At 70.5% G+C, this 12,075-nt stretch carries 13 protein-coding genes; 10 read left to right on the forward strand and 3 right to left on the reverse strand.

What is annotated here, in order from left to right:
* Positions 1 to 287 precede the first annotated feature (287 nt).
* Complete coding sequence (locus NGH83_RS12785) at positions 288 to 845, forward strand: hypothetical protein (RefSeq protein WP_251856636.1); 558 nt, start codon at positions 288 to 290, stop codon at positions 843 to 845.
* A 465-nt stretch (positions 846 to 1,310) separates the two neighbouring features.
* Positions 1,311 to 1,592, forward strand: a complete 282-nt coding sequence (locus tag NGH83_RS12790) for a hypothetical protein (protein WP_251856637.1) — start codon at positions 1,311 to 1,313, stop codon at positions 1,590 to 1,592.
* Between the two features lie 22 nt (positions 1,593 to 1,614).
* On the opposite strand, the gene NGH83_RS12795 is transcribed toward NGH83_RS12790, so the two are convergent.
* Both NGH83_RS12795 and NGH83_RS12800 read right to left on the reverse strand, forming a co-directional pair.
* Complete coding sequence (locus NGH83_RS12795) at positions 1,615 to 1,890, reverse strand: hypothetical protein (protein WP_251856638.1); 276 nt, start codon at positions 1,888 to 1,890, stop codon at positions 1,615 to 1,617.
* Positions 1,891 to 1,977: 87 nt separating this feature from the next.
* On the reverse strand, positions 1,978 to 2,772 hold the full coding sequence (locus NGH83_RS12800) for a DNA-formamidopyrimidine glycosylase family protein (protein WP_251856639.1): 795 nt from the start codon (positions 2,770 to 2,772) through the stop codon (positions 1,978 to 1,980).
* Between the two features lie 126 nt (positions 2,773 to 2,898).
* Here NGH83_RS12800 and NGH83_RS12805 point away from each other — a divergent pair, with 126 nt between their 5' ends.
* On the forward strand, positions 2,899 to 3,735 hold the full coding sequence (locus NGH83_RS12805) for an alpha/beta fold hydrolase (protein ID WP_251856640.1): 837 nt from the start codon (positions 2,899 to 2,901) through the stop codon (positions 3,733 to 3,735).
* A 267-nt stretch (positions 3,736 to 4,002) separates the two neighbouring features.
* Here the strand turns inward: NGH83_RS12805 and NGH83_RS12810 are convergent, their stop codons facing one another.
* Entirely contained in the window at positions 4,003 to 4,923 is a 921-nt protein-coding gene (locus NGH83_RS12810) for an aldose 1-epimerase family protein (RefSeq protein WP_251856641.1), read from the reverse strand.
* Positions 4,924 to 5,191: 268 nt separating this feature from the next.
* Here NGH83_RS12810 and NGH83_RS12815 point away from each other — a divergent pair, with 268 nt between their 5' ends.
* From NGH83_RS12815 to NGH83_RS12845, 7 genes are all read left to right on the forward strand, one after another.
* Positions 5,192 to 6,058 carry a hypothetical protein gene (locus NGH83_RS12815; RefSeq protein ID WP_251856642.1) on the forward strand — a complete coding sequence of 289 codons (867 nt, stop codon included), beginning with the start codon at positions 5,192 to 5,194 and terminating at the stop codon, positions 6,056 to 6,058.
* 101 nt (positions 6,059 to 6,159) lie between these two features.
* Complete coding sequence (locus tag NGH83_RS12820; RefSeq protein ID WP_251856643.1) at positions 6,160 to 7,458, forward strand: hypothetical protein; 1,299 nt, start codon at positions 6,160 to 6,162, stop codon at positions 7,456 to 7,458.
* Positions 7,459 to 7,569: 111 nt separating this feature from the next.
* Complete coding sequence (gene galT / locus NGH83_RS12825; protein ID WP_251856644.1) at positions 7,570 to 8,682, forward strand: galactose-1-phosphate uridylyltransferase; 1,113 nt, start codon at positions 7,570 to 7,572, stop codon at positions 8,680 to 8,682.
* Positions 8,679 to 9,839: a galactokinase gene (galK, locus tag NGH83_RS12830; RefSeq protein ID WP_251856645.1), complete on the forward strand. Its 1,161-nt coding sequence runs from the start codon at positions 8,679 to 8,681 to the stop codon at positions 9,837 to 9,839. Before galT ends, galK begins: the two co-directional genes overlap by 4 nt.
* Before the next feature lie 15 nt (positions 9,840 to 9,854).
* Positions 9,855 to 10,592 (forward strand): 5-oxoprolinase subunit PxpA, encoded by a 738-nt coding sequence (gene pxpA, locus NGH83_RS12835; protein WP_251856646.1) that lies wholly within the window; start codon positions 9,855 to 9,857, stop codon positions 10,590 to 10,592.
* On the forward strand, positions 10,589 to 11,200 hold the full coding sequence (locus tag NGH83_RS12840) for an allophanate hydrolase subunit 1 (RefSeq protein ID WP_251856647.1): 612 nt from the start codon (positions 10,589 to 10,591) through the stop codon (positions 11,198 to 11,200). The genes pxpA and NGH83_RS12840 overlap by 4 nt, the downstream gene beginning before the upstream one ends.
* Positions 11,197 to 12,069 carry a biotin-dependent carboxyltransferase family protein gene (locus tag NGH83_RS12845; RefSeq protein WP_251856648.1) on the forward strand — a complete coding sequence of 291 codons (873 nt, stop codon included), beginning with the start codon at positions 11,197 to 11,199 and terminating at the stop codon, positions 12,067 to 12,069. Before NGH83_RS12840 ends, NGH83_RS12845 begins: the two co-directional genes overlap by 4 nt.
* Positions 12,070 to 12,075: the final 6 nt, after the last annotated feature.

The following is a 12,075-nucleotide window of genomic DNA, read 5'->3' on the forward strand; positions in this document are numbered from 1 at the left end:
GCGGATTGACAGCGAGGAATACTCAATAACCCGCCGAGGTCACTTTACGATGGGCGGCGCGACGCCGAGCCGGAGGCCGACGCAGTGCGGTGCCGATCACCCGGTGCGACTGTCCCCCAAGGCGCCGACACGGCGCGTCCCGCGAACGGGCACTGTCAGGGAGAAGCGTCCGACGTTCAAATATCCATAGCTCGGGATTCACTCTTCCCGGCTCGGACCGCCCATCAGGCGCGCTCGAAACTCAGGGCACGCCACACGCGAGCCCGTGTCGCATCGAAAGCTGCACCGTGCCCGACCGTCTCAACGAAGTCTCGGATCTCACCGACCTGATCGGATCGTGGGTGCTCCACGCTTCGACCAGTGAGTTCTTCGCCGCCCATCCGCGAGTCACCCAAGGCCGCGTCACCTACGAGTCCAGCGAGCGTGAGCGCGTCGCGTTCCGAGTCGAGCTCATGATCCGGAATCGCACGCTGCGCATTCGAGGACGAGCTCGAAGCAGTCAAGTGGGGAAGGCGCACAACGGGCGCGGTCACGGTGCGCGCTTCATCGCGTCGCGGATGCAGTGGCGAATCCTCATGAGCGCCGACGGGCGGATCCTTTCAACGGGAAGCGCGGCCTCGATGATGACGAACGCAGGCACTCTGATCATGGCTCGCGACGGCGTCAGTCGAGCCGAGGTCCTCGACCACATCCATCGCCGCTACGCCGAACACGGACTCTCACAGCCCGACCTCCGCGACATGCATTGGCGGGAGCCGAGTGATCATACGACCCCCCTTCCGCCCGCCGCGCGGACGTGGCGGGGGAACCGGCTTGCGAGACACCGACCGGTGATAGATAGTTAGAACGTCTAGCGAAAGGTCGGCTCATGAATCTCTCTCCCGCCCCCCGCCCGCTCAGGGGCCAATACACCGGAGACTCGCGTCAGGGCAGCGTGATCGCCGGCTGGTTCCGCGGCGGAGAGGTGCGAGGACCGCGACGCACTCGGAAGGGCTCGCCGGTTCCGACTTCCACCTCGGGGCATGTGACAGGCCGCGCAGCCTGACCTCGACGGCAACCTCGACTCGCAGCCAGCGGCGTGCAGCTTCCCGACTCGATTCGCGTCCCGCCTGCCGGCCTCGGGCCGTGCATCTAGGTCTCCATGACTGTCAACCCTTAGCCCCCGTTCGGGGGCGGCCGTAGCCTCGACGCAGCGGTGAGAGACCACGCACCCGGGTATCGAAGACGAATCGGCGACTTGTCGATGCTCGTACTCGGGCTGCTCCCGCTCGACACCGGAGAAGTCCGACCTCCGAGATTGCGCGCGCCCCGTGACCACTGTCAGCTACCTCCGCGCGACCGTCAACGGCCGCCCCGTCGATCGCCGATTCACGCTCGCATCGCAGCTGCCCTTCACTGCGACGACCCCGGTCCTCGCCAAGGATGCGGTCGACTCCGTGTCGGAAACGCCCCTCTCTCCGACCAGCTCGCGCGCACGCCGCAGCACATACCATCGACCTCGGAAGCTGTTCGGTTTTCTGTTCTACTCGGTCACGAGTTCTGTGATCGCCGCGTCGACCATCGGCATCGTCGCCATCCTGACAGACCTGTGACGGCAGCGGTCATCGGGGCGAATCAGTCGTCGAGCCCTTGATCGAGACAACGCACTCTGATGGCGCGCAGCGCGATGGGAAACTCGCTGTAGATGTTCCAGCCGCGCCCGCCGGCGAGCCAGGTGACCCGATAGCACTCGCGTCGAGCTTCGATGAAGGCGAGCAGACGCATCGCGTCCGACGGGTCCCGCCGGGAGTCGCAGACGGTCCACGAATGGTCGTCCAACTTCGTGACTTCGAGCAGTTCCCCGGCCGGGCTCACCCGGCGCGGACGACGTGCGTGATCGACCGTCCCCATGGATCCACCGAAACACTCTGCACACGGCGCGGAAAGGGGTTGACTACTCAGCGTGCCGAGACCCCGCGCGGGGGCTCGTCCCGTTGATCACTGCGGCTGGCAGTGCGGGCACCACCAGGTGCGTCGCTGCTCCGGATCTCCGGCCACCTCGGCTTTCGCGCGGATAGGGGTTCCGCACCGCAAGCACGGCCGTCCGGCGCGACCGACTACCCAATGCCGCTCCCCGCGTCGGGTGTTGCCGGTGGTGGTCTGGAACATCCCCGACACGGTGACCGAGGAGCGCAGACCGCGCGCCGCCGTCATCACCAGACCAGGTACGTCCACGTCGCCGATCGGCCGCCACGGCCACAGCCCACGGAGGAAGCAGACCTCGTTCGCCCACAGGTTGCCGAGCCCCGCGAGAAGACGCTGATCGAGTAACGCGGCGACCACCGGTCGGGAGCCATCCGCACTGAGACGGGCGACCGCGGCCCTCTCGTCCCAGTCGCCGCGCAACGGATCGGGGCCGAGATGCCCGACAACCGTCCTCTCGTCCGGGGTGCGCACCAGATCCACGACCGGCATCTCGATACCCCAGACGGTGCGGCCGTCCTGGAGGCGCATGCGGATACGCACCAACTCCTGACGCGACCGCGGCAGGGTCCTGCCGTTCGCGGTGATCGTCCACGAGCCCTGCATCAACAGGTGCGTGTGCAGGGTCCACCCGGTGTCGAAGCGTGTGAGCAGATGCTTGCCGTGCGTGTCGTAGTCGTCAATCCGCGCGCCACCGAGGGATGCCCCCGCCGCGGGCCCCGATCGGACCTCGCCCGAGGCGACCTCGGCGCCGAGGGCAGCCGCACGCAGTCGTGCCGCGAGGCGGTAGACGCTGTCACCCTCGGGCATCGCGCCACCCTAGCCTCTCCGAGCCGAGCGACGCCCAGCGTTCTGGGGCCGGAACCCCAGACGCCGCCTCTACGGTGTCCCCGAGCCGGCCTCCCGAGTCGGACCCCACCCCGGAAGGACCTCCGCATGGCCGAGATCACCGCGCACCACGGCATCGTCAAGGACACCAATCTGCACGTCGACGACACCGGCGGCAGCGGCCGTCCCCTCGTCCTCATCCACGGCTGGCCGCTCTCGGGGGCGTCGTGGAGCGAACAGGTTCCCGCGTTCGAGGCCGCCGGCTACCGCGTGATCACCTACGACCGCCGCGGCTTCGGTCACAGCGACAAGCCGCTCACCGGATACGGCTACGACGCCCTGACCGAAGACCTGCACACCCTCCTCGAGGCCCTCGACCTGACCGACGTCACGCTCGTCGGCTTCTCGATGGGCGGCGGCGAGGTCGCCCGGTACTTCTCCGAGTACGGTGCCGAGCGGATCCGCAGCGTCGTCTTCGCGTCGGCGGTGCCACCGTTCCTGCTGCACACCCCCGGCAACCCCGAGGGACCGCTGACCGCCGGTCAGGCCGCGAAGATGGCCGCTCAGCTCACCGCGAACCAGGAGAAGTTCTACGACGGCTTCGTCACCGACTTCTTCTCGGCCAACGGAGCACTCGTCGTCACCGAGGAGCAGCGCCAGCGGGCCCTCGCGCTCACGACGCTCGCGAAGAAGGAGGCGGCCCTCGCGACCATGACCTCGTTCGGGTCGACCGACTTCCGCGACGACCTCCCGAAGGTCTCGGTTCCGACGCTCGTCATCCACGGCGACGCGGACGCCACGGTGCCCTTCGAAGGCTCCGGCAAGCGGATCCACGAGGCCATCCCCGGCAGCGAACTCCACGTGGTCGCCGGCGGGCCGCACGGCGTCAATGTGAGCCACGCGGAAGAATGGAACCGCGTCGTGCTCAACTTCGTCAGCCGCTGAGCGACCGAGAGGGGTTGGGAGCCCCCGGCCCCTCTCGATCATCCGAGATCGGATCGCCCGGTCCGATGCCCTGGGAATCCCGAAGCAACTGTGAGGCGGGTTCCCAGACTCCGTCGCGTAAGTTCGTACCGCAAGACAGGAGGGAGCCCCGGTCGACTAGCTCCCGGGGATCCCGTACCTCCTGATCGCCCGTCGAGGAGCCCCCAATGCAGGGGGCTCCTGTCGGTTAACGACGAGGCGGCGAGAAGGCGCGTCAGGGGACGCCGATCAGTTCAGCCGGCGGATTCCCCAGGTCGCGAGCCACTCCTCGCCGGGCTCGAGGAAGCGCAGGCCCTCCCCCGTGTTGAGCGCGTTCGCGGGCGCCGTCATCGGCTCGATCGCGACAGCGAGTTCCTCGCCGTCGGGGCCCGGGAAACCGGGGCGGGTGAACACCTGGGTGTACGCGAAGTCCTCCTCCGCCCACAGCTCGGTGGTCACACCGTCGGGCGCTGCGAGGCGGTGCCGGTAGCGGCCGTCGATGAGCGCGAGGTCGGTGAGGCAGACGTCGATCGCGAGGTCGCCGGCGCGCGCTCCCGACCGGAGGTCCACGTCGGTTCCGTCGACGGGGCGGGTGACGGTGGGGATGTGGCGCTCGTCCATCTCGAAGCGGGTGTCGGCCGCGACGACGATCTGCAGGTCGTCGACCGACGAGGCACCGGCCCGCAGGTAGGGGTGCGCGCCGATCGCGACCGGCGCCCGCCCGTCGCCGGCGTTGACGATGCCGTGCGTGACGGTGAGCCCCTCGTCGTCGAGCTCGTACCGCACCGACGTCTGCAGGAGGAACGGGTAGCCGTGCTGCGGGAACACCGTCGCCGACAGGGTGATCGCATGCTCTTCACGGTCGGTCACCGAGTATCCGGTGTTGCGGAGCAGACCGTGCGAGGCGTTGCCGGTCGCCGGCTCCGTCACGTCGAGGCGCTGGGTCGCGCCGTCGAGGGTCCAGGTCGCGTCGGCCACGCGATTGGGCCAGGGCACCAGCACGATCCCGGCGGCGTACGGCGCGATCCGGTCGTCGGGGTAGCGCTGCACGAGGTCGGGCCCGCCGACGCTCAATGACCGCAACCCGGCGGCCAGTTCGGCGACGACCGCCTTCACCTCGCCGAGGGCGCCGTCACGACGGAGGAGGTGCTGTTCACCGGTGGGAAGCATGCCGCCAGCCTATGACTCGACCGGTTTCGTCGGCCTCGCCCGCCCGTCGAGGCGGCAGGACGAACCGGATCGTCGTACCCCGCGCGACCCGCCGACGCAGCGGATGAAGTCCCCATTTCTTCGGACCGGATGTCGTTTTCGGGGGACATCGCGCTTGGAGAATCCTGGCTTTGTCCCCCGAAAGGGTTGACTCCGTGAAAAAAGCGGGCGTAGCGTGCTCTGCACCAACGCGCGGGGGCGCGGTGATCACCGGGGAGGGGTGAGCACGATGGACGAATCCGTCAAGACGTCGATCCCATCGTGGTTGCGCGCCGCTCTCGCGGGCACCGGTCTCGCCATCGCCGCCGTCGGTCTCGGAGTCCTGGTCGGCGGCTCTCCCGCCCAAGCGGACGACGCCTCGCTGTCCGGCGTCGTCGGCGGACTCGCCGACACCGTACAGGGCACGACCGGCGCGGTCGACGGACTCCTGGGCCAGGAGATCGTCGCTCAGACGCTCACCCCGGTCTCGAGCACGGTAGACCAGCTCGTCGGCTCGACCGTCGCGGCCGTCCCCGTACTCGGCGACGACCTTTCCGCTGCTACCGACGGGCTCGTCGGCGACATCCTGGTCCCTGTGTCGGAGTCCGCCGACTCGCTGCTCGGTGCCAGTGGCGATGTGGTCTCGTCATCCGGCGGAGTGGTCGGCGGCCTGCTCGACAGGACCGGCGGCGCGATCGACGGGGTCCTCGACTCGGTCGACCCGGCTCACGCCCTGCCGACGACTCCCGCGATCCCGGTTCCGGGTCCGGCGACGCCGCAGGCAGCCGCGGCGGCGAGCGCCTCGACCTCTCCCACCGCGCCTGCCACCGAGACGCTCTCCGACGGGATCTCGACGACCGCGCCATCGAGCGTCCTCTTCGCATCTCGCCCGGACTTGGTCATCGACGTCCCGGGGCGACCGGACGGGCGCAGCGGGCCAAGCCAGGACGGCCTCGGAACGGTGGCGCCGGCCGCCTCCGCCGCGTCAGCCCCGGCCGGCAGCGATGTGGCCGCGTACTCCGCGCTGCCCTTCCTCGACCGCGCGCTGCGCGGGCCGGGCGGGAGCTCCGTGCTGCCCGGCTCCGTCACCCACGACACCGACGCCTCGCCCGACTGAGTGGATCGCGGCCGTCCTTTCGAGGCGGCCATCTGCATCCTGCGCCATCGGCGCACCTTTTCCACTCACGTAATCAAGCGAATCAAGGAGATGTGTTCGTCATGTCACGAATCACCACGCGAGTGCTCTACGGAGTGCTCTTCGCCGGCGGCATCACGCTGCTCGGCGCGACGGCCGCCAATGCGGCCGAGACCAGCGGCGAGGACTCGATCCTCGGCGGCACGCAGGCGGTGCCCGTCATCACCGCACCCATTCAGGTCGACGGGCTCTCGCTGAGCCTGTTCGGCGACAGCGCGACCTCGGGTTCGGGGGCTACGGCCCCGGTCGAGGCGCCGGTATCGGCACCGGTGACCGGCGGAGCCGACGGCATCGCCTCCGGCAGCCAGGTCGCTCCCGTCGTCACCGTACCGGTCGACATCAGCGATGTCGCCGTCTCGGTGTTCGGCGACAGCAGCGCCTCGTCGACCGGAGCGTCGAGTACTTCCGGTGAGGCCGCATCGTCGGCCCCCACCACGGAAGGCACCGATTCGGTCGCCGGGGGCACGCAGGTCGCGCCCGTGGTGACCGCTCCGATCGACGTCAGCGGCGTGGCCGTGTCGCTTCTCGGCGACAGCAGCACCACGTCGGTCGGGAACGCCGGAGCGGTGAACGCTCCGGTCGGGGGCGCCGCGACCGCACCGTCCACCACCGGGAACGACTCGGTGGCGGGCGGATCGCAGATCGGCGGTGCCGTCACCGCCCCGATCTCGGTCGGCGGCGTCGCGCTGGCTCCGTTCGGCGACGCGACGACCACCGGCTCGACCGGCTCGGGCGCCGCGCTTCCGAGCGGCGGCTCTGCGGGTGGGGCGACCACCGAGGGTGAGGACTCTCTCGGAGGCGGCACGCAGGTCGTCCCCGTCATCACCGCACCGATCGATCTCGGCGGCATCGCCGTCTCCCTCACCGGCGACAGCGAGGTGACCGGCGGCGGCTCCGATGGCGCCACGGTTCCCGTCACCGGCGGGTCCGAGGCCACGACTTCCGGGAATGACGGCATCCTCGGCGGCACCCAGATCGCACCCATCGTGACTCTGCCGATCTCGATCGGCGACATCGCGATCAGCGTGACCGGAGACAGTGAAACCGGCACCCCGGGAGGCGGCAGCACCGACCCGGGCACCGATCCGGGTACCGAGGGTCCTGGAACGGGCGAGCAGCCCGACGACACCGTCGCTCCGGGCGCGACCGCGGTCGCCTCGGGGATCAGCCTCGCGGTCCTCGACACCCGTCCCGTCGCCGGCTCGCAGCTGGCCTGGACGGGAGCCGACGTCTCCGGCCTCCTGGCGGCAGCGGGAATGGTGCTGCTGCTCGGAGCGGCGCTGCTCGTCTCGAGGCGGCTCGCGCGGAACTCGCGAGGCTGACCTTCGAGCTGACCGAGTAGGGACGCCGTCCCTCTGCCCGTCGCACCGGGTGGAGGGACGGCGTCATGCCCGCGATGAGCGGACTCCTCCACTCACTAGGCTTGGGGCGCGATGGAACTGACATCAGGCATCACGGCGCACCGAAGCACCATGGCGGACGGGCGCGAGCTGATCTACTACGACGACGCCGACACGACCCTCGGCAGCGAGCGCGCCGCCGACGCCCGCGATCTGCCGCCCCGACCGCCGACCGCCTCGATGCGCCAGGACGTGCTCACCGGCGAGTGGATCTCGGTTGCCGCCGCCCGGCAGAATCGCGCGTTCCTGCCGCCCGCCGAACTCGACCCGCTGTCGCCGCAGACGCCGACGAACCCGTCCGAGGTCCCGAGCCTCTATGACGTCGTCGTCTTCGAGAACCGTTCGCCGTCATTCGGCCCGCTGCTCGAAGACGAGAACGCCCCGCGCGGCCTCGCCGACCTTGCCGAGATCGGGTTCGGCCGCACCCGGACCTCGGTGGGTCGCTGCGAGGTGGTCTGCTTCTCCCCCGAACACGAGGGTTCGTTCAGCGGCCTCAGCCGCGCGCGGGCGCGCACGGTCATCGAGGCGTGGGCGCATCGCACCGCCGAACTGTCGGCGCTTCCCGGCGTCGAGCAGGTCTTCCCGTTCGAGAACCGCGGCCAGGACATCGGCGTCACCCTGCATCACCCGCACGGGCAGATCTACTCCTATCCCTACGTCACCCCGCGCACCGGCCGCCTGATCCAGTCGATCGAGACCTACGGCCCCGGCCTCTTCGAGGGCATCCTCGAGACCGAGCTCGCCTCCGATCGGGTACTGCTGCGCGGCGAGCACTGGAGCGCGTTCGTGCCGTTCGCGGCGCGCTGGCCGATCGAGGTGCACATGCTCCCCCACCGTCACGTGCCCGACTTCGCCGAGACCACGGTCGAGGAGCGCGACGAGCTCTCGCACCTCTACCTGCGGCTCCTCAAGGGCATCGACGCGCTCTACCCCACCCCCACGCCGTACATCGCGGCATGGCACCAGGCGCCCGTGCACACGCATCGCGACGAGATCCGGCTCATGCTGCAGCTGACCTCACCGCGGCGCGCGGAGTCGAAACTCAAATACCTCGCCGGATCGGAGGCTGCCATGGGCGCCTGGATCGGCGACGTCCCGCCCGAGACTTCCGCGGCGATGATCAGAGAGGCGCTCGAGCGCGTATGACCGACGTCCGTTCCGACACGCTGTCCGGCTTCGCCGAGCGGTACGGCCACACCGCCCTGTCGCTCTGGTCGGGGCCCGGTCGGGTCAACCTGATCGGCGAGCACACCGACTACAACGAGGGCTTCGTCTTACCCTTCGCGATCGACCGTCGCACCTTCGTGGCGATGCGTCCGCGCCAGGACTCCCTCGCCCGCGTCGGCTCGTCCTTCGCCCCCGAGACCGTTGAGATCGACCTCGCCGACCTCCGCGCCGAGAACGTGGACGGCTGGTCCGCCTACCCGCTGGGCGTCGCCTGGGCCATCGGTCAGTTCACCGGCGGCAGTGTTCCGACGCGCGGCTTCGACCTGTACGTACACTCCGACGTCCCGGTCGGGGCCGGTCTCTCGTCATCCGCGGCGATCGAGAGCGCGACGGCCCTCGCGCTGAACGACCTGTGGGAGACCGATCTCGACCGCCGGACGCTCGCTCGCGTGGGACAGCTCGCCGAGAACAAGGCCGTCGGGGCCCCCACCGGGATCATGGACCAGTCGGCGTCGCTGCTCGGCGAGACCGACGCGGGAGTCTTCCTCGACTGCCGCTCGCTCGACGCCGAGGTCATCGGCCTCGGCTTCGAGCCGGCCGGCCTCGCCGTCGTGGTCATCGACACCCGCGTCTCGCACGCGCACGCCACCGGCGGATACGCCTCGCGTCGCGCGTCCTGCGAGGCCGGAGCCCGCACCCTCGGAGTGGAAGCCCTGCGCGATGTCGGCATCGCGAGGCTCGACGAGGCGCGCGAAATGCTCGACGACGAGACCTTCCGTCGCGTCCGCCACGTCGTCACCGAAGACCAGCGCGTGCTCGACACGGTGCGGACCCTGCGCGAGAAGGGGGCCGACGCCATCGGCGAGCTGCTCGTCGCCTCGCATGTGTCGATGCGCGACGACTTCGAGATCTCGGTGCCCGAGCTCGACCTCGCCGTGGAGTCGGCGCTGGGTGCCGGCGCGATGGGCGCCCGCATGACCGGCGGCGGCTTCGGCGGCGCCGCGATCGCGCTGACCCCGATCGACCGGGTCGAAGCGGTGCGCGCGGCCGCGACGCGCGCGTTCGCCGACGCCTCGTTCCGCGAGCCGATCAGCTTCACCGTCGTCCCCTCGGCCGGCGCCCGTCGCGAGGACTGACCAGGAGCACGCCCGATGCCGCGCGTCGACCTCAACTGCGATCTCGGTGAGGAGGTCGGCGACGACGCGGCCCTGTTCGCGGTGGTGACGAGCGCGAACGTCGCCTGCGGGTTCCACGCCGGCGACGCGGAGACGATGCGTCGTTCGTGCGAGCTCGCCGCCCGCCATGGCGTGGTGGTCGGGGCGCATCCGTCGTACCGCGACCGTGAGGGCTTCGGCCGCCGTGAGGTCGAGATCGACGCCGCTTCCCTCACCGACGAGGTGGTCGAGCAGACGACGGCGCTGCGCTCCGCCGCCCACGGCACCGACGTCGAGGTGCGTTACCTGAAGCCGCACGGGGCGCTCTACAACCGCATCGTGCACGACGAGCGTCAGGCCACCGCCGTCGCGCGGGCGGCGGCTCAGTTGGGGCTTCCGTTGCTCGGCCTCGCGGGGTCCGCGATCGAGGCGGCCGCCGCCCACACGGATGTGCCCTTCTTCCGTGAAGCCTTCGCCGACCGCGGCTACCTCCCCTCCGGCGCGCTCGCACCGCGCGGGACGCCGGGGTCACTGCTCACCGACCCGGATGTCGTGGCCGCGCGAGTGGTCCGGATGGTGACCGACGGCACCGTCCTCGCGGTCGACGGGTCGACGATCCGCGTCGAGGTCGACTCGGTCTGCCTGCATGGCGACACGCCCTCTGCTGCCGCGATGGCGGAATCCGTGCGACGCGCGCTCACTGCGCACGACGTCGAGCTGACGGCATTCCGATGAGACTCCTGCCGTTCGGCGACGCCGCCCTCCTCGTCGAGTTCGACGGGCTCGAGCAGACCCTCGCCGCCTATCGCGGTCTCGTCGTCGATCGCATCGACGGGGTCGAGGCGCTCGTCCCCGCCGCCAGGACGGTGCTCGTCCGCATCGACACCAGCGTCCTCTCCCTCACGGGGGCCGAGCGTTGGATCCGCGGCTCGTCCCCGCGCGCAGCCGATGACGGGACGGGTTCGCTGGTGCGCATCCCCGTTCGATACGACGGCGCCGACCTCGCCGACACCGCGCGACACCTCGGCCTCTCGGTCGCGGACCTCATCGCGCGGCACACCGGCCATGAATGGGTCTGCGCCTTCATCGGCTTCGCCCCCGGATTCGGCTACCTCACGAGCGACGCCGGGCTGAACGTGCCGCGCCTCGAGACCTCGCGTCCGGTCGTCCCCGCGGGCGCGGTCGGTCTCGCCGGCGAGTTCAGCGGTGTCTACCCGCGGTCCTCGCCCGGCGGCTGGCGACTCATCGGAACGACCGACGCGCGCCTGTGGGATCCGGACCGGCCCGAGCCGTCGCTGCTCGCGCCGGGAACGCGGGTGCGTTTCGAGGAGGTCCGGTCGTGAATCGGCTGACCGTTCTCGAGCCCGGCGCCCTCCTCGTGGTGCAGGACGTCGGTCGCCCCGGCCTCGCCCATCTCGGCGTCGGTACGTCGGGCGCGTTCGACCGCGCCGCGCACGCACTCGGCAACCGTCTCGTCGGCAACGCCGCCGACGCGGCGTCGCTGGAGTCGCTGCTCGGCGGGGCGGCTCTGGTCTTCGACGAGCCGACCTGGGTGGCGATCACCGGGGCCTGGGGCGAGATCACCGCGGGCGGGATGCCGGTCGAACCGCACACGGCGACGCTCATCCCCGCCCGCACTCCTCTGTCGATCGCAACGGTCGGTCAGGGCATCCGGTACACGATCGCGGTCCGCGGCGGCGTCGACGTCGCCCCGGTGCTCGGCTCGCGCTCATGGGATTCGCTCGCACAGCTCGGGCCGGCGCCTCTGGTCGCTGGACAGTCGGTTCCCGTGGGCGCAGAGCCGGCGATCCCGGTGCCGGCGGCGGACCTCATCCCGATCGACCCGCCCGGCGACGGCACCATCGAGCTCGAGCTGCGTCCGGGTCCGCGACGCGAGTGGTTCGATGACGCAGCGTGGTCGCTGCTCACTTCCGACACCTGGGAGGTGTCGCCACGATCGGATCGCACCGGCATCCGGTTGATCGGTGCGACGCTCGAACGCCGCCGGCTCGGTGAGCTGCCGAGCGAGGGCATGGTTCCCGGCGCGATCCAGGTCTCCCCCGACGGTGCGCCGACGATACTCGGTGTCGACGCTCCGGTGACCGGCGGCTACCCGGTGATCGCGGTCGTCACGGACGCGACGCTCGACCGCCTCGCTCAGCTGCGCCCGGGTCAGCGGGTTCGATTCCGCGTGGCGACGGGCCACAGCTGAGCGCTG

It is taken from the genome of Herbiconiux sp. L3-i23 (assembly GCF_023734115.1).
Lineage (GTDB): Bacteria > Actinomycetota > Actinomycetes > Actinomycetales > Microbacteriaceae > Naasia.

Excerpts from the sequence above, each read along its gene's own strand:
- NGH83_RS12815 (WP_251856642.1), top strand. The coding sequence starts at position 5,192 with ATGGACGAATCCGTCAAGACGTCGATCCCATCGTGGTTGCGCGCCGCT.
- NGH83_RS12820 (WP_251856643.1), top strand. The coding sequence starts at position 6,160 with ATGTCACGAATCACCACGCGAGTGCTCTACGGAGTGCTCTTCGCCGGC.
- NGH83_RS12805 (WP_251856640.1), top strand. The coding sequence starts at position 2,899 with ATGGCCGAGATCACCGCGCACCACGGCATCGTCAAGGACACCAATCTG.
- galT (WP_251856644.1), top strand. The coding sequence starts at position 7,570 with ATGGAACTGACATCAGGCATCACGGCGCACCGAAGCACCATGGCGGAC.
- NGH83_RS12810 (WP_251856641.1), bottom strand. The coding sequence starts at position 4,923 with ATGCTTCCCACCGGTGAACAGCACCTCCTCCGTCGTGACGGCGCCCTC.
- NGH83_RS12840 (WP_251856647.1), top strand. The coding sequence starts at position 10,589 with ATGAGACTCCTGCCGTTCGGCGACGCCGCCCTCCTCGTCGAGTTCGAC.
- galK (WP_251856645.1), top strand. The coding sequence starts at position 8,679 with ATGACCGACGTCCGTTCCGACACGCTGTCCGGCTTCGCCGAGCGGTAC.
- NGH83_RS12795 (WP_251856638.1), bottom strand. The coding sequence starts at position 1,890 with ATGGGGACGGTCGATCACGCACGTCGTCCGCGCCGGGTGAGCCCGGCC.
- pxpA (WP_251856646.1), top strand. The coding sequence starts at position 9,855 with ATGCCGCGCGTCGACCTCAACTGCGATCTCGGTGAGGAGGTCGGCGAC.
- NGH83_RS12800 (WP_251856639.1), bottom strand. The coding sequence starts at position 2,772 with ATGCCCGAGGGTGACAGCGTCTACCGCCTCGCGGCACGACTGCGTGCG.